14 protein-coding genes are annotated in these 15,500 nt (G+C 58.9%); 2 read left to right on the top strand and 12 right to left on the bottom strand.

The annotated features are described in order from the left end of the window. Positions 1-52: 52 nt before the first annotated feature. Positions 53-457: a hypothetical protein gene (locus BK659_RS06835; protein ID WP_123424331.1), complete on the bottom strand. Its 405-nt coding sequence runs from the start codon at positions 455-457 to the stop codon at positions 53-55. A gap of 252 nt (positions 458-709) precedes the next feature. Between BK659_RS06835 and BK659_RS06830 the strand changes: the two genes are divergently transcribed. Beyond that, the gene (locus BK659_RS06830; protein ID WP_123424330.1) at positions 710-1,219 is read left to right on the top strand and encodes a DUF2165 family protein; all 510 of its coding nucleotides are present in this window, start codon (positions 710-712) and stop codon (positions 1,217-1,219) included. Positions 1,220-1,267: 48 nt separating this feature from the next. Here the strand turns inward: BK659_RS06830 and BK659_RS06825 are convergent, their stop codons facing one another. Next, on the bottom strand, positions 1,268-2,170 hold the full coding sequence (locus BK659_RS06825) for a DMT family transporter (protein ID WP_123424329.1): 903 nt from the start codon (positions 2,168-2,170) through the stop codon (positions 1,268-1,270). 139 nt (positions 2,171-2,309) lie between these two features. Between BK659_RS06825 and BK659_RS06820 the strand changes: the two genes are divergently transcribed. Continuing rightward, the gene (locus BK659_RS06820) at positions 2,310-3,185 is read left to right on the top strand and encodes a helix-turn-helix domain-containing protein (RefSeq protein WP_123424328.1); all 876 of its coding nucleotides are present in this window, start codon (positions 2,310-2,312) and stop codon (positions 3,183-3,185) included. Positions 3,186-3,278: 93 nt separating this feature from the next. Here the strand turns inward: BK659_RS06820 and BK659_RS06815 are convergent, their stop codons facing one another. The 10 genes from BK659_RS06815 to BK659_RS06770 form a co-directional block, all read right to left on the bottom strand. Then, positions 3,279-4,331, bottom strand: coding sequence for a WD40 repeat domain-containing protein (locus tag BK659_RS06815; RefSeq protein ID WP_123424327.1), 1,053 nt, complete (start codon positions 4,329-4,331; stop codon positions 3,279-3,281). Continuing rightward, a complete protein-coding gene (locus tag BK659_RS06810; RefSeq protein WP_123424326.1) occupies positions 4,331-6,772 on the bottom strand; it encodes a TonB-dependent siderophore receptor in 2,442 nt (813 codons plus the stop codon). The genes BK659_RS06815 and BK659_RS06810 overlap by 1 nt, the downstream gene beginning before the upstream one ends. Positions 6,773-7,083: 311 nt before the next feature. After that, positions 7,084-8,784: a bifunctional metallophosphatase/5'-nucleotidase gene (locus BK659_RS06805; protein ID WP_123424325.1), complete on the bottom strand. Its 1,701-nt coding sequence runs from the start codon at positions 8,782-8,784 to the stop codon at positions 7,084-7,086. 45 nt (positions 8,785-8,829) lie between these two features. Then, complete coding sequence (locus tag BK659_RS06800; protein WP_123424324.1) at positions 8,830-9,474, bottom strand: MotA/TolQ/ExbB proton channel family protein; 645 nt, start codon at positions 9,472-9,474, stop codon at positions 8,830-8,832. Between the two features lie 35 nt (positions 9,475-9,509). Further along, on the bottom strand, positions 9,510-11,753 hold the full coding sequence (locus BK659_RS06795) for a TonB-dependent receptor family protein (protein ID WP_123424323.1): 2,244 nt from the start codon (positions 11,751-11,753) through the stop codon (positions 9,510-9,512). A gap of 42 nt (positions 11,754-11,795) precedes the next feature. Continuing rightward, the gene (locus BK659_RS06790; protein ID WP_123424322.1) at positions 11,796-12,545 is read right to left on the bottom strand and encodes an energy transducer TonB family protein; all 750 of its coding nucleotides are present in this window, start codon (positions 12,543-12,545) and stop codon (positions 11,796-11,798) included. A gap of 4 nt (positions 12,546-12,549) precedes the next feature. Then, positions 12,550-12,957 carry an ExbD/TolR family protein gene (locus BK659_RS06785; protein WP_123424321.1) on the bottom strand — a complete coding sequence of 136 codons (408 nt, stop codon included), beginning with the start codon at positions 12,955-12,957 and terminating at the stop codon, positions 12,550-12,552. A gap of 178 nt (positions 12,958-13,135) precedes the next feature. Further along, positions 13,136-14,125, bottom strand: coding sequence for a FecR family protein (locus BK659_RS06780; RefSeq protein WP_123424320.1), 990 nt, complete (start codon positions 14,123-14,125; stop codon positions 13,136-13,138). Then, complete coding sequence (locus tag BK659_RS06775) at positions 14,122-14,694, bottom strand: RNA polymerase sigma factor (RefSeq protein ID WP_123424319.1); 573 nt, start codon at positions 14,692-14,694, stop codon at positions 14,122-14,124. The genes BK659_RS06780 and BK659_RS06775 overlap by 4 nt, the downstream gene beginning before the upstream one ends. Before the next feature lie 301 nt (positions 14,695-14,995). Further along, positions 14,996-15,403: an HPF/RaiA family ribosome-associated protein gene (locus BK659_RS06770; protein WP_123424318.1), complete on the bottom strand. Its 408-nt coding sequence runs from the start codon at positions 15,401-15,403 to the stop codon at positions 14,996-14,998. Between the last annotated feature and the right edge of the window lie 97 nt (positions 15,404-15,500).

Genomic DNA, 15,500 nt, shown 5'->3' with positions numbered 1-15,500 from the left:
AACAGGTACGCCCCCCTCAGGCGTGCCTGCATCATCCCGGCTATAAAAATGGTTATTCGGTCACCTCAAAATAGTTAACATTCGAAGGTAGCGTATTGTTCACAAAATAAACGGCGAATGCCTGCAGGTTTATCAGTTTTTTAGGGGACAATTTTGGAACATCGAGATGAGCCTCCCGACCATCGGCCAGAGTAAATCTGTGTTCGTAATCAGCAAGTCCGGGGGTGGCGCCGCCGAAATAAAACAAGATCTCATCGCCTATGTTCATCCCCTTATAGGACAAACGCACCGGTAGGACATCGCCTCGAATTAAACTGTAAGAAAGTACGGAATTCGTATCAACCAATGGAATATTCGGTTTTGCGGGGTAATCCAAATTCACCTCACCACCAGAATATCCAGACGCTTTGATAACATTACGGATTTTATCAATGTGCTGGAGCTGCTCACTGTTCATTTTATGTTCCTCATCAAGTATTACAACCAGAAAACAAAATACTTGAGTACGCTAAGCCTCCCCAACCAGCGCGTCCACTGTCACATCTGACAGTTGACATCGCCAAAAAAACAACAACTACCAAGCCAGCCAGCTCTACTGCAAGTTGACACAACTTGCAATTCAGTCCGGCGCCCTACACTTTTTTTTGCGTTATACACTCATGCCCCTACCCCTGCGAATGGCAGGAACCGGAAATGGAGAGTACGCACCATGATAAATTTCACCACGGCCTGCCTGATCAGGCGCAGTAAGTTGGCCCTGGTTTTAATGGCTGGAATATTTGGCCTGCTGGTGGTCTACAGCAACTTGACCGACTACGCCTCCAACTACGAATTCGTTGGACATATCCTCAGCATGGACACGACCCGCCCCAACGAAGCTCTGCGCTATCGCGCCATTACCTCCCCTATGCTGCACCATAGAATCTACTGGATGATCATTACCCTGGAGACGATCTACACCGCCTGTTGTTTATTGGGGGCCTTTCAGCTTTACAAAAAACTCCATGCATCACGCAAGGAATTCCACGAGGCAAAAAAATACGGAATTGTCGGTTTGATGATCGGCATTTTCGTATATTACTTCTGCATACAGGTTATCGCCAATGAATGGTTCGACATGGATACTTCCGCAGAGTGGAACGCCATGGCATGGACCCGAAGCATTATCGGTTACATGATGACGGCGCTTATTTATCTGTCACTGAAGACTGACCATTAACAAACGCCGTACGGCTGAACCCTGCAACACAAAGTGCAACTTATTCGATCACGCCAACTTGCCACTGCCCGCCATCACCCGCGCCTTGGGTTTGCGAAACACCAACACGTTACCCAGCATCACCAGTACCAACCCGGCCAATGCGGGAGCCGTCCATTGGTAGCCTTCGGCAAAGGCCGACACGTTCAACGCCACCACCGGGAACAGCACGGTGCAATACGCCGCACGTTCAGGGCCCATGCGCCCGACCAGGGTCAGGTAAGCGGTGAAGCCGATGACCGAACCCGGAATCACCAGATACAACAACGAGCCGATGTAACGAGTATTCCATTCAATGTCGAAGGGAATGCCTTTGACCAGGCAGTACATCGACAGCATCGCGGCGCCATAGGCCATGCCCCAGGCGTTGGTCGTCAACGGCTTGAGGCCGGCTTTCTGTTGCAGGCTCGAGAGCATGTTGCCAGCCGAAAAACACAGGGTGCCGAGCAGCGCCAGACCCAGGCCAAGCAAGGTTTGCGGACTGGCGGTATGGCCGACCAGTTCCGGCCAGAACAACAAGCCCAGCCCGATCAACCCCAGCGCGCCGCCCATCAGCACATTGCGGGCCACTTTCTGACCGAAGAACACCCGCGCATTCAGCGCATTCCACAGCGTGGCGGTGGAGAACACCACGGCGACCAGACCGCTGGGGATCCACTGGCTGGCGGTGAGAAAGCACATGAAATTGATGCAGAACAGGCACAACCCTTGGGCCAGGCAGATCAGATGACCGCGCCGGTTCATCACTTGCAGGCGTCGGCTGAGCAGTAACATCACGAACAGCACCAGCGATGCCAGGCCGAAGCGATAAACAATCGACACCGGAATCGCCACCACCCCCAGTTGCAGTTTCAAGGCGATCCAGGTGGTGCCCCAGATCAGCACGGTCAGCAGGTATAACGAGAGGTTCATGACGGCAACTCCTGAAGATGACCTTCAGTCTGTGCCCGAGGCAGGCCGCGCACTTGCATAAACTTGCGCTTTTGTCAGGCGACAGGCTGGCAGCGTCGAGGCGACGGAGTAGGATGCAAGGCGTTGGAGAGAACCGATCATGCCCGCACTGGAAACCCTGCAAGTCTTTCAAGCCCTCAACCGCTCGCCGAATGCTCGCCTTGAGCACAGCGCCGAGCTCGGTGACGGCATGGCTGCAGCCCTGTGGAGCAACCATCACGACGCGCAGGACTATGAAGCGCCGGGTCATCACACCCTCTCCTGCTACATCGCCGGAGGCACCGGGACCTTTCGCCGCGAGCAGCCCGGCACCAAGGGCGGCCCGGACAAACTCTGCATCCTGCCCGCCGAGCACCAGTCGGCCTGGGTGATCAACGGTGAAATCCGCCTGGCTCACTTGTACTTCAGCCCCGAACAATTTGCCCTCGGCTGCGTCACCTTGCTCGACCGTGAGCCTCGCGAGCTGCAATTGCAGGAAAGCACCTTTCTCGAAGACCCGCAGCAGGCCCGGCGTTTCCGTCAGTTGATTGAATTGAACTGGGATGAACCCGGCGAACGCCTGCTGACCAGCAGCCTTGCGCATGAAATGCTCAGCCACACCTTGCTCAGCCAGGTCGGCCTGCGCCAGGGCTTGCGTCTCAAGGGTGGGCTGGCCGCCCATCAACGCCGGCAACTGGTCGAGTACATCGACCAGCAATTGGCCGAGCCGATCAGCCTCGGGCAGTTGGCCGGTCTGTGCGCATTGTCGGAGTACCACTTCGCGCGGATGTTTCGCGAGAGCTTTGGCTTGCCTCCGCATCAATACCTGCTGGCCCGCCGCCTGACTCATGCGCGGCATTTGCTGCGCAGCACTTCACAACCGCTTGGTGAAATTGCGCTGGCCTGCGGTTTTGCCAGCGCCAGTCATTTCACCAACCGCTTTCGTCAGGCCATGAAGGGCACGCCCGGCGAATACCGCCAGGCGTTTTTGCGTTAAGCCTGCCTCGACGCAACACTCCTCCTGGGACTTATGGATACACATCGATCCCCGTAGGGGTTTACGGGGTTAAGGCGGTCACCGAGTAGGGATTTACGGGGCCAGGGTGGTCACCGAGAAGGTGTTGGCGTGAAACAGCGGATCCGGCTTGGGCTCAGCCTTGCTCGGTGTTGGCTGGGTGAAGTCCATCGCTGGCAGGTAGAGCTTTTTACTCAACGGATCGAAGGCCATGTTGTAGGCCATCGGCAAGGTGCTGACGCTGGCCTGCGCCTGGTAATGATCGGCATCGAGTTGCTTGACGATGCTCAGGCTGGCATCGACCCCGCTGGGGATCAACAACCGCCGGTTGTCCGCGTCATAGGCCAGGGCGTTGACGTCACGAGTGATCGGCAAGCTCGCCTTCAGCGCACCGCTCTGAAGATCGGCGACGACCAGTTGCGGTTTTTCGCCTCGGCACGCAATGAACAAACGCCCGCGTTCGGCATCCTGTGCCAGCGCACTGGGGCGCGAGCAGCCTTCGAACTGCCAAGTATCGAGGACTTCAAAACTGCTCGCCGAGAAACGGGCGACCTTGCCCTCATCACGCATCGGCAGGAAGAAACTGCCGTCGTCCTTGACCAGCAACGGGTCGATTTTCTTCACGTCCAGCTCATGCGCGGCGGTGATGCGCTCTTGCTTCGGATCGAACACGAACAAGGTCGAACGATTGGCACGCCGGCCGCTGACGATGATCACCTGACCCGTGCGCGGTTCATACACCGCGCTGTTGAGGTTGCTCTGAGCCACCGGGATTCGCTTGAGCAGTTTGAGTGTGGATAACTCGACCACGCCCAGGCTGCCGTCGGTGTTGAGCACAAACACCCGGTTCAACGTCGGCACGAACACCACGCCGTTGGCGCTCGCTGAACCGTCGACGGTTTTCAGCAGACGTTGCTGGTCGACATCGAACACGCTCAGGCCGTTTTCCCGGCGGGCCAGAAACAGATAAGGCCGCGTCGGGTCGAGGGCGACAAACCCCCAACTGTCTCCCGAGCCGGGCAAGCTGACCTGCTGCTCGCGATGGTAGACCTGGGCGTCCGGTGCCGGCGTGGCAAACGCCGCGCCGCTGAAGGCCAGCGCCAACATGGCAATCTTCAAGTTTTTCATCAGAACTCCAGGGTGCTGGACAACGACACTTGACGCGAATCGCCCATCGACACAAAGAACCGGCTGACGGCCGAGGTGTAGTAAGTGCGGTCGAAGAGGTTTTTCACGTTGAGCTGGAACTTGACCTTTTGCCCGTCGAGTTTGGTGTCGTAGGTGGCGAAGGCGTCGGCCACGGTGTAGCCCGGCAGGTCGAAGTCGTTCACCGCGTTACCGGCCCGTTCGCCGACATAACGCGCGCCCGCGCCTACCCGCAACTGATCGCCACCGACGATGGTGCCGAAGTCATAGACCGCCGACAGCGAGCCGGTGTTTTTCGCCACGTTTTGCAGTCGTTTGCCTTTGTAGGTCGGGTCTTCGGTGACCTCGGCGTCGGTGTAGGCGTAGCTGCCGATCATGCTCCAGCGGTCGCTCAACTGGCCGGTCAGGTCCATTTCCAGGCCACGGGAACGCACTTCGCCGGCCGCGCTGTACGTGGTGACCAGCGGGTTCTCGGCGTTGGCCACCAGCACGTTGCGTTTCTTGATGTCGAACAGCGCGATGTTACCGGTCACCCGGCCCGGGATATCGAGCTTGGCCCCCAGCTCCCAGGATTTGGCTTCTTCCGGCGCAATGCCGCCATCGAGCACGACCGTGCTGCCGCTCAATGGCGCGATGGTCGAGTTCGGTTTGAAGGACTCGGTGTAGCTGCCGTAGAACGACAACTCATCGGTGTAGCGATACACCAGACCCGCACGCGGCACCCACTTCTGGCCGTTACTGTCGGTGTTGGCCTTGAACGGGCGGCCCTTGCCGGCGTACTGGTCGTACTCCTGGAAGCGTCCACCGGCCACCAGAATCCACTGGTCGTTCAGGTGGATCGAGTCCTGCAAAAAGACCGAATCGCTGCGCAGCAGATCAGTCTGATCGCTATCCGCAGCGCTGACCGTGGTGCCTGCCACCTCACGACCGTAGACCGGGTCCAGATAACTGAAGGACGGGAACAGGCTCTTCTGACGAATCAGGTCGGCACGGTAAATCTTGCGGTATTCGTCATCCACGCCGAACACCAGATCGTGTTGCATGCCGGCCACATCGACCTTGCCTTCGAGGCTGGCGGTGGTGAAACGGTCGGTGGTCAGGGCGCCCTGCGTGCCGTCCATGCTGCGGGTCAGCGTGCCTTTTTTCGGGTCGATGGCGGTGATCCGAACCTGGCTGGCGTCGTAGGTTTCGCGGTTCCAGCTGTAACCGAAGTGGGCTTTCCAGTTGTCGTTGAGCTCGTGATCGGCTTCGAAATGGTACAGGTCCGAACGGCCTTCCATGTTGTTGAACGGCTCATCGAGACGGCGACCACGCGGGATGTCCAGCGGGTGATTGGTGCGTGGGTCGATGGCCGTACCACGGTCGAACGGGGCAAGGAATTCGCGGTGCTCGTAGGCGAACAGCAGCTTGGTGCTCTCACCAAACCAGGCCAAGGACGGGGCGATCAATGTCTCGCGATGCGTGCCGAAGTTGCGCCAGTAGTCTTCGTCTTCGTGGTCCAGCACCATTCGATAAGCCAGGCCGGAATCGCCCAGCGCACCGGTGCTGTCGAGGCTGCCGCCGCTGCCGTTCTTGCCATTGCCATAGCTCGAACCACGCACGGTCAAGGCGTTGTATTGCTGCAATTCGGGTTTCTTGCTGACCATGTTCACCACGCCGCCCGGATCCTGAATGCCGTAGAGCAACGAGGCCGGTCCCTTAAGGACTTCGACCCGATCCACCGAGGCGTTCAGGCCACGGCCCTGCACCAGCGGCATGCCGTCGCGCATGATCGAGCCGTTGCGGTTGTCGCCGAAACCGCGAGTCATCACCGAATCCTGAGTACTGCCCAAGGTGTTGCCTTGGGTGATGCCGCTGACATTGGCCAACGCATCGTCCAGGTTACGCGGCGCCTGATCGCGCAGTACCTGAGCCGGGATCACGTTGATGGTCTGAGGGATTTCCTGAAGCGAGGCCGAGGAACGTGCCACTGAAGTGGTGGACGGTGGCTGATAGCTCATCGGTTGCTCAACCGCCGAGGTGATGGTGGTCGCCCCGAGGTTCAGGGCGCCTTCGGTGGGCTGTGGTTCAAGGGCCAGGGTGTGGGCGTCGGTCTGGCGGAAGGTGAAACCGGACTTGCTCAACAAGCGCTGCATGGCTTGCTCGGCGCTCATCTCGCCATTGATGGCCGGTGCGCTGAGGCCGTACGGCGCTTCATCGGTGTAAACCACGCTGATGCCGGTGACCCGGCTGAAGTCGCTCAAGGCCTGGGGCAACGGTTTGGCGCCGATGCTGAAGCTGAACAGCGCGCTGTGTTGCTCGCTGGACTGCGCGGCGCAAGCGACGCTCAACGGCAACAAGGCCAACGCCGAAACGGCCAGCGCAGAAGCGCCAAACCACTGTTTAACCGAACCGCCTGCCGCCGATTTTGCCCTGGACTTCATTACTCGTGACCTGTGTGTAGAAACGCTACGGATGCGAATGAATCGCACTTTCACCACTACACGGATGTCACTCGGGTTTACCTCACACGAAAATTGAAAATAGTTTGAAAGCCCCTTCCACAGCTTGCCATCACGCGGTCCGTAGCAGCTGCCGAGCCTGCGAGGCTGCGTTCGAGGACGCAGTCCTCGCAAATCCTGCGTGTGCGGTTTACCTGAAGGAACGCGCTGCCTGATGTCACGACTGCTTCGCAGCCGAACGCAGCCTCGCAGGCTCGGCAGCTGCTACGGGTAATGCGACATGTCTGGCAGTCCTATTTCACCTTCACGATGCGCCCTGCACTTTGCGTCGAACCAACGGGTTGGCCTTTTTGATCCATGCGGTGCAGGTAGTCGATCAGGCTATCCAGGTCCGTCACTTGCAAATCCCGACGGTTGATTCCCTGTTTGAAAAGACTGAAGCGATCGCCACCGTCGGCCAGGAAGCCGTTCAGCACCAGGCGATAAGTGCGCTCGGGCTGCACCGGCTTACCGTTGAGGCGAACACTGCCGGGGATCACCCGACTGTCCAGCGGGCGCGTGGAATCCCAGCGATAGCTGAAGCCTTTGGAGACTTGCAGCACATTCACGTCGCCTTCTGCTTTCCATTGCTGATTGAGCAACTGTTCAAGTTGCCGACCCTTCAGATCGAAGGCGATCAGGGTGTTGTTGAACGGCTGCACCGTCGCCACCTGCCCATAGTTCAGGCGTTTGAGACCTGGCTCCAGGGCCAGGTCGCCACGAATACCACCGTTGTTCATGAAGGCGATCTGCGCCCCATGTGCAGCGCCAGCCGCCAGTTGGGCATCGGCGATCAAGTCACCCAACGGCGTCTCCCCCGCCGCATTGGCACGTCGAGTGATCGGTGAAGCCGCGATGGCGCCGACGGGTTTGAGCAGCACGTTATTGCTGCGTGCTTCGACTTCCCGCTGCAAGGCGAGCATCTGCGGATCGGCTGGATACTGCGCCGGATCGGCCAGCAAGTTGGCCGCTTGAATGCGCGTGACCCGATGCTGACCGGGGGTTACGTCAAGCGTCAGGTGGGTCATCAGATGCCCATAGGAACTGCCCTGAGTCACCAGCAGAGAACCGACCTTGCACAGATAGCCCTTATGGGAATGCCCGGTGATCAACACATCGACTGCCGGATCAAGACGCTTGGCCACATCGACGATATCGCCGCTCAGCTGGCTGCAGTCCTGTTTGTCGTAGGGTTCGGGGGTTGAGCCGCCCTGGTGCACCACCGCGACAATCGCATTGACGCCCTGGCGGTTGAGCTCGGGAATCAGCCGATTGATCGACTCGGCTTCGTCCTCGGTACGCAAACCCTGCATGCCCTTGACGCTGACCACTGACGCCACATCGCGCAGGACCGCGCCGACAAAAGCGATCTTCTGACCTTTGACCTCTTCGATACGGTACGGCGGCAACAGGGTTTTGCCGGTATCGGTGTCGATCAGGTTCGCCGCCAGATAGGGGAAACCGCTGCCGGGATAGCTGGCGCGAAACTGGCAGGCCTTGGTCGGACGAATGGATTCGCAGCCGCCATTGAGCTGACGCAGGAACTCCGCCTTGCCGTTGTCCAGCTCATGATTGCCGATGGCGCTGAGTTTCATGTCCATGTGCCGCAACGCTTCGAGCGTCGGCTCGTCGGCCCACATCGCCGACAGCGGCGGACTGCCGCCCACCAGGTCACCGGCACCGATGAACAGCAACTGCGGATCGTCCTTGCGCAGTTGCGTCAGCATCCCGCCGAGGGTCGCAATGCCCCCGGCCTTGAGCATGCGCACACCGTCAGCGGCCGTGCTGTCACGAACCGAATACGGGTTGGCCTGCAAGTAACCGTGCAGGTCGTTGATCGCCACGATGTTCACGGCAACCGGTTGGGCTGGCGGCTGAACATGGGCGCAACCGCCCAGCGCGGCGACAGCCAGGGCGACTGCACTGAGCAGCCTTGGCAGGGAATGGCGTGACATGAGTTCATCCTTGTTCGCTAATCATTATCTGTAGAAGTGTGGCGGTCAGGCCGGATGCAGTTGGCCGTGTATCGCTTGCGGCACTTCAACCTGTTTCAGCGTAGTTCCCATACCGGCACGCAGCAGGAGGATTTTCAGATGGTCGGTAATACGCTCGACCCGGTCCTGAAAGTGGTTGTGGAAAATCATGCTGCCCAACGCGACGGCGATCCCCAGCGCCGTGGCATACAACGCCGTACCAATGCCTTTGGAGACTTCGCCCGGGTCCGAAACACCGGTCTCGGCCAATGCCTTGAAGGTGTCGATGATCCCCAGAATCGTCCCCAGCAGCCCCAGTAATGGCGCTGCGGTAACCACAGTTTCGAGCAGCCACAAACCGTGCATCAGTTTGCTGCGGGTAGAAATGTAGATCGACTCGCTGAGGTCTTCCAGATCCTTGTGCGTCGCCAGCCCTTGTTTATGCGCAAATAGCGTTTCGAGCATTTCCAGTGGCAGGCTGTTGCGTTGGCGCAACGCGGCGGGCAGGTCCTCGACGGCGTGCATGGTTGGGTTGAGCACCGTTTCCAGTTTTTTCGCCTGACGCAGGCTGAAGCTGAAGTAAATTCCGCGTTCGACGGCGATGAAAGCGGCAATCGCAGCCGCGCCGTACAGGGTGTAGAAGGTGAGGTCGTGCAGCAGATCCATGTCCATCGGTAATCCCTCGGGTCAGAACGAATTCAGCGAAATCAGAAAGCCGCTTCCAGCGAAACCACGGCCGTGCGTTCTTCGCCGACGTTGTAGTACGCGGTACTCGGGGCCAGGCCATTGGTGGGTTGCGAGTTGAACGACACGGTGCGCACCGAGGACAGGTATTCCTTGTCGAACACGTTGAGCATCGAGAATCGCAGGGTCGCGGATTTGAACACCTTCTTGTCCACCGGCAGGTACACGCCGGCATTCAGGTCGACCACGGTGCGCCCGGCAATCTTCTCGTCGTTGGTCAAATCGCCGTAGTAACTGCCCACGTACTTGCCCGCGACGTTGCCGTAGAAGCGGCTGTCGTCATAACCCAGGCTCAGGTTGAACATGTTCTGCGGCACGTTGGCCAGTTGCTTGCCGGAGGTCGGCAGCAACACGCCCTTGTTCTTGAAATCGTCCTGCTGCTCGGAGCGGGTGTAGGTGTACGAGGCGTAATAGTTGAAGTTGTGCGGCAGCAAACCGCTCCACTCCAGCTCCAGGCCTTTGTTGGTCACTTCACCGACGTTGGCCACGACAAAGTCGCCATTGAGGTCGGTGGTCGACAGTTGCCGATCCTTGAAAGTGATGTAGAACAGGCTCGCGCTGAGCGCCATGGCCTCTTCGCTGTACCGCCAGCCCAGCTCCTGGTTCCAGCTCAACTCGGGTTTCAGGCTGATGGAATCGCCCTTGTTGTACAGCACGTAGTTAGGCGGGGTGCGCATGTTGCGGGTGACGTTATAGAACGTCTGGTTGCGCGCATCGATCTGGTACTTGGCGCTGAAGCTGGGCAGGAACTCGTGGTAGCGGGCGTCTTTCTTCTCCGGCTTGTCGGTCAGACTGCCAAGGTTGTCGCCATCACGCTCGACATACTGGTAAGCCAGTGCACCCGTCAAGGTCAGGTCTGGCGTGGCGAGCCAGGTGTCCTGAATCCACAGTTTTTGCGCCGGGGTCACGGTGTATTGATGGCGGCCCTGAACGGTCTTGCCGTTTCGGTCGACCAATTGACTGGATGCGCCATAGTCGCCCCATATATCCACCGGACTGCCGCCGGGATCGATCGCGATGAACGGCTGGGTCTGGCGCTGTCGAGCGCGCTCGTACCAGTAGCCGACGTCCAGGCTGTGCTCATCGTTGATGTCCCACTTCAGCTTGCTGGTCATGCCGGGGCGCCAGGTCTCGGTCCAGGACGGTCGGTAGTAGGTATTGGCGCCCAGTCCCGTGAGGTCAAAGTTGCCGGCCTTGTCCGAGGTGCTGGAGAGTGCCGTGGAGGTCTGGCCGCTGTAGCTGCCGCCGCTGGACCAGACGTAATACGGGTTGAACGTCAGGCTCAGGTCATCGCGCAGTTGAAAGCGCTGGGTGATCGAAGACGTCACGCTTTCGAAGGGGTTGCGGTTGAGCTTGAAGGACTGCAACACCTGACCGGCCTTGTTGTAGACGGTGTTTTCGGCGTAGTCCAGACGTCGCCCCTGGTTCTCGAACTGCGCTTTACTAAGGGTGTTGTAGTTGTAGTTTTCCTGCCGGTTGTATTTGACGATGGCGTTGGTCGAGTTGCCATTGCCGTCCTCGAACAAGGTGTTCCACTCCACCTTGTCAGCCAGCAGCGAACCCTTGCCCCGCCACTTGTCGCCCTCGGTATGCGACGCCGAAACCCAGGTCTTGAAGCCGCCCAGATCACCGGTGTTGATCCGCGCGAAGGTCTTGTGCAGGTTGTTTGAACCCAGGGACTGTTTGACGAAGACGCCGGGATCCTTCTGTGGACGAATCGTCACCAGTCCAATGTTGCCACCACTCGAGCCGATGTGCGGGCCATCAGCCTCGGAGGAGCCCTGAGTGACGAAGACTTCGGCGAGGTTTTCCGGATCGCCCAGCAGGTTCGGGTAAATGTTGTAGTCACCCGAATCATTGATCGGGAACCCGTCGGAAGAAACGCCGACCTGATCGGAGTTCATCCCGCGCATGGTGAAGTTGGTGCCGCTCAGACCGCTGGCATCGGTGCTGGAAACGTTGATCCCCGGGGTGTACTTGAGTTTGTCCAGAGCGTTGGCGGTGGGCGCCATTTCGTCCATGGCTTCTTTGGTCACGGTGGAACGCGACTTGGCACTTTCTTCCTTGATCATATGGCCGTTGCCCAGGGTTTGTTTGCCGGTCACATTCACCGCGCCGACATCTACCGAGTCATCAGCCAGTACCAACGGCGCAACGCCGCCCAGGCCCGATGCTAAAAGCAGGGCATAGAGTTTATTGATCTTCACGGGTAATCCCTTACATACATCTATCTGTTAGTGGATGGCGGGTTATTCCAGGTTGTAGCTAAACGTCGCGGTAAACCGCTGTTTGTCTTTGCCGGAAAACGCATCGGAGGGGAATGGCGACACTTTCTCAACCCGACGCAAACTGGTTTGCGCCGCCCGGTTGAGCAACATGTTCGGTGCCTTGCTTTCGATACCACTGTTCAACACGTTGCCGGCGCGGTCGACTTCCAGCCAGATCACCACATCGCCATGCGGGCGTTGCAGTGACGCTTCGCGGCTGCTGGGGTATTGCTTGTGCTTTTCCAGCTCCTTGCGCAGCGCGCTGGTGTACACACTTTCCAGCGCTGCATTGCTCGGTGCCGAGGCCGCTGTTGCAACGGTTGTGGCGGGTTTTGGTAGCGCTGCCGCAACCACTGGCGCCGGTGCCGGCGCAGCAGTTTTAGCCATGGTTGCGGGGGCGGCAGGCGCTGTTGTCCGCTTGACTACCACGGGTTTGGGCGCTGGCGGCCGGGGTTTGGCCACGGGTTTGGGTTTAGGTGGTTCGATGACTACCGGCTCCACCACTTCAGGCTCGATCAGCGGCGCTTCGGGCTCAATGGGTGGAGGCTCGGGCGTCGGTTCGACGGCGGCCAGCAACTCGGCCGCGTCTATCAGTGCGATCTCGACCGTGCTGTCGTCATACACCGGTTTGATCTGCAAACTCTGCAACTGGCTGGTGTAGATCACGATAACCACCAGGCAAGCCGGCAGCAGGCACGCGATCCATTGGCGAGCTTTATAAAGACTGAACATGGCGTCAGGTCTTGCGCGTGGCGATAGAAACGGAGGAGAAGCCATTGCCCTTGAGCAAATCCATCACCGACACCAGGCGTTTGACTTCAACGCCCTGATCACTGTTGATGATGATGACCAACTTCTCGGCGCTGTTATTCAGCACTTTAAGTTGCGCAAGCAAGGTACTTTCGTTGATGTCCTGACCGTCGAGTTGCAGACGCTCGTCGAGGCCAAGAGTAATGATGGCTTTGTTCTGCGGTTTAAGTTGTTGCGCCTGACTGGCGACCGGCAGTTGGGTCTTGATGCCCACGGCCGGAATCACGTTCAGGCTGATCAAGACGAAAAACACCAGCAGAAACATCATCACGTCGATCATCGGAATGATCTCGATGTGAGCTTTTTTCTTGTGGGTAACATCCCAACTGCGCATCGCACCTCTCCCTGTTATTCAATCATCTGAACGATGAAGCGCCCTCCGGCTGTTCCTGACCATTTGCTCAGGAATGCGAAGATCATCCTCGGGAGTTGTAACGTTTAGGTTACAGAACGGGGCCATTGAGATGACGATTGAATAATGCATCGTGAGGACTCGAACATCGCCCTCATCTTCAGCGCAGAATAATCACCCGTCCCAGCAGGCTATGCTGCTCGAACCCCAACACCCCTTGCAGGGAATCGAGCACCGCTTGCGGGTCTTTGCTCGGAAAGCTGCCACTGATCCGTCGTGCGGCCAGGTCGTCGTTGAGCACGATGATTCGTCCCGGGTAATACCGACCGAGGTCTTTCACCACATCGGCCAAGGGTGACTTGTAGTAATTGAGCCAGCCCTGACGCCACGCCAGTTGCGCTTCACTGCCGACGGCGTGGAGTTTTGCCGCGGTGCCGGCGCCGTAGGCCACTTGCTGGCCGGCTGTCAGCACCTGCTGCTCGGCGCCCTTGGCTGGTGTCACGCCGACGCGTCCCGAGAGCACCGTCACCTGCGCGCCTGCCGGTTGCAATCGCACTTCGAACTGCGTGCCGAGTACCCGCGCCTCGCCCTTTCCGGCATCGACCACAAAGGGCTCGCCGGTATGTGTCACGCTGAAAAAGGCCGCACCGCGACGCAGTCGAACGTGCCGTTCACCGTGGCTGAAATCCACGGCAATGGCGCTGTCGGCATCGAGGGTGACTTGGGAGTGGTCGGCCAGGGTCACGCTGCGCACTTCGCCCGGCGCCGAGACGTAGTCGGCGCCGAAATCATCGAACCAACGCGACGGCTGCCAACCGGCGCCTATCGAAACCATCAACAGCAAGCAGGCGGCCATGGCCAAGCCGCCAGACCAACGCCGCACGCTGGAACGCCTGGAGCAGTGCATCGCATTGAGATAACCCTGCAAGGCAAACGCCTCTTCCTCGGCCAGAGTGCGGGCCGGCACTTCGCTCAATTCCCAGACCACCTGCGCTTGAGCGTAGGCCTCGGCATGCGCCGGATCGGCCTGCAGCCAACGGCTGAACGTGGCTTGATCGCCGCTGCTCGGCTGATCATGCAACAGGCTCAGCCAGGCCAGCGCGGCCTGCTCCTGAGCGGGCGTCGGAGTGACGCGAGCGGTGTGATTCACGGTGCTTTCCCTGGCGTGCGCGTTTCAGGTTCTCGCAGACTGGCCTTGCAGGCTTCGAGGGCGCGCATCATATGTTTTTCCACGGCACTTTGGGAAAGCCCCATGGCCTTGGCGATTTCAGCGTATTTGCGCCCGTGAATGCGGTTGAGCAGAAAAATCTGCCGGGTACGTTCGGGCAAACCGCGCAACGCCGCCTCGACATGGCGCAGGTCATTGCCGGCTTCCAGCGCGGCTTGCGGCTCGATGCTGAGGGTGTGCTGTTGCTCGGGCAACCAGCCTTCGTTGAGCCGGACCCGCGCGCCTTCGCTGCGCAGATGGTCGATGGCGATGTTGCCGGCGCAGCGCAGCAGGTAAGTGCTGAGTTCTTCGACTTGCACCAGCGGTCGGCGCCAGAAACGCAAAAACAGGTCCTGCACCAGATCGGCAGCCGTCGCCCGACAGCCCACTCGCCGACTGACCAACGCTTCCATTTGCGGACGCTGGGACAAAAACACCTGCAAAAAATACGCGCGGCCGCCCGGGCTGTCGGTGCCGTCAACGTTCTGGGATTCGGGTGGCGTGGTGCTCATCAAAGGTCGACTCAACGTGGTCCATGCCCTGCGCAGGGTCAACGGTGCGCCAATATTAATGATAAATATTCTCATATGCAAAAGACTCAATGACGCTGCAACACTCCGACGATCAACGCTGGTTGTCAAAAGCCGATATATGCGGGATGTTCCAGTTTTTTTGCAGGAGCGTGGGACACGCTGGCCTTACCCGCAATTGCAGTGCAAGCCGGCCCCCAGAGGAGAGTATTCAAGACACAAACCAAAACGGGCCTGCAAATGCAGGCCCGTTTTCATTGGGGTGGTAAGGGTGTTTCAGCCGTCAGCTATTGAGCGCGGCCTGTTCGTTTTCGAGAAATTCTTCTTCAAGCAGCGCATCGGCATGCGCACCCGAGCTGATCGGCGTTACGCTGGCGCGTTTACCGCGCAATTTGCCGAACAGGTGTTCCAGCGCGTGTTCAAGCTTGGCGGCCGCCCCATCGATGGCCAGTTCCAGTGTGGCGGCTTTATGAGTAACGGAAACCGGTTGGTGGCCTTTAGGCCGCGCTTCAAGCTGGCAGCGCATGTCGTGTGGACCGGGTTTATCGCCGTTCTCGTCCCGCAGGTGGACTTCGACCCGTGTCAGGTCTTCTTCGTAACGTTCGAGCGTGCTCTCAATGGTAGTACGTACCCACTCCTCCAGTCGGATGCTGCTTTGAATATGGTTATCGCTGTTGACTTGGATTTGCATAGTTCATCCCTTATTTCAGCTAGCTCGCGAGAGGTCCGGTGCAGTGTTTGAAACCTGGGTGACCGTGACCTCTTGATTACAGAGTTGGGCAGACGGA

This window comes from Pseudomonas brassicacearum (assembly GCF_003732225.1).
In the GTDB taxonomy this organism is placed as follows: Bacteria; Pseudomonadota; Gammaproteobacteria; order Pseudomonadales; family Pseudomonadaceae; genus Aquipseudomonas; species Aquipseudomonas brassicacearum_E.
This window is presented reverse-complemented; position numbering and strand designations above follow the sequence as displayed.

Excerpts from the sequence above, each read along its gene's own strand:
- BK659_RS06820 (WP_123424328.1), top strand. The coding sequence starts at position 2,310 with ATGCCCGCACTGGAAACCCTGCAAGTCTTTCAAGCCCTCAACCGCTCG.
- BK659_RS06775 (WP_123424319.1), bottom strand. The coding sequence starts at position 14,694 with ATGAGCACCACGCCACCCGAATCCCAGAACGTTGACGGCACCGACAGC.
- BK659_RS06790 (WP_123424322.1), bottom strand. The coding sequence starts at position 12,545 with ATGTTCAGTCTTTATAAAGCTCGCCAATGGATCGCGTGCCTGCTGCCG.
- BK659_RS06830 (WP_123424330.1), top strand. The coding sequence starts at position 710 with ATGATAAATTTCACCACGGCCTGCCTGATCAGGCGCAGTAAGTTGGCC.
- BK659_RS06825 (WP_123424329.1), bottom strand. The coding sequence starts at position 2,170 with ATGAACCTCTCGTTATACCTGCTGACCGTGCTGATCTGGGGCACCACC.
- BK659_RS06785 (WP_123424321.1), bottom strand. The coding sequence starts at position 12,957 with ATGCGCAGTTGGGATGTTACCCACAAGAAAAAAGCTCACATCGAGATC.
- BK659_RS06815 (WP_123424327.1), bottom strand. The coding sequence starts at position 4,331 with ATGAAAAACTTGAAGATTGCCATGTTGGCGCTGGCCTTCAGCGGCGCG.
- BK659_RS06800 (WP_123424324.1), bottom strand. The coding sequence starts at position 9,474 with ATGGACATGGATCTGCTGCACGACCTCACCTTCTACACCCTGTACGGC.
- BK659_RS06835 (WP_123424331.1), bottom strand. The coding sequence starts at position 457 with ATGAACAGTGAGCAGCTCCAGCACATTGATAAAATCCGTAATGTTATC.
- BK659_RS06810 (WP_123424326.1), bottom strand. The coding sequence starts at position 6,772 with ATGAAGTCCAGGGCAAAATCGGCGGCAGGCGGTTCGGTTAAACAGTGG.
- BK659_RS06770 (WP_123424318.1), bottom strand. The coding sequence starts at position 15,403 with ATGCAAATCCAAGTCAACAGCGATAACCATATTCAAAGCAGCATCCGA.
- BK659_RS06805 (WP_123424325.1), bottom strand. The coding sequence starts at position 8,784 with ATGTCACGCCATTCCCTGCCAAGGCTGCTCAGTGCAGTCGCCCTGGCT.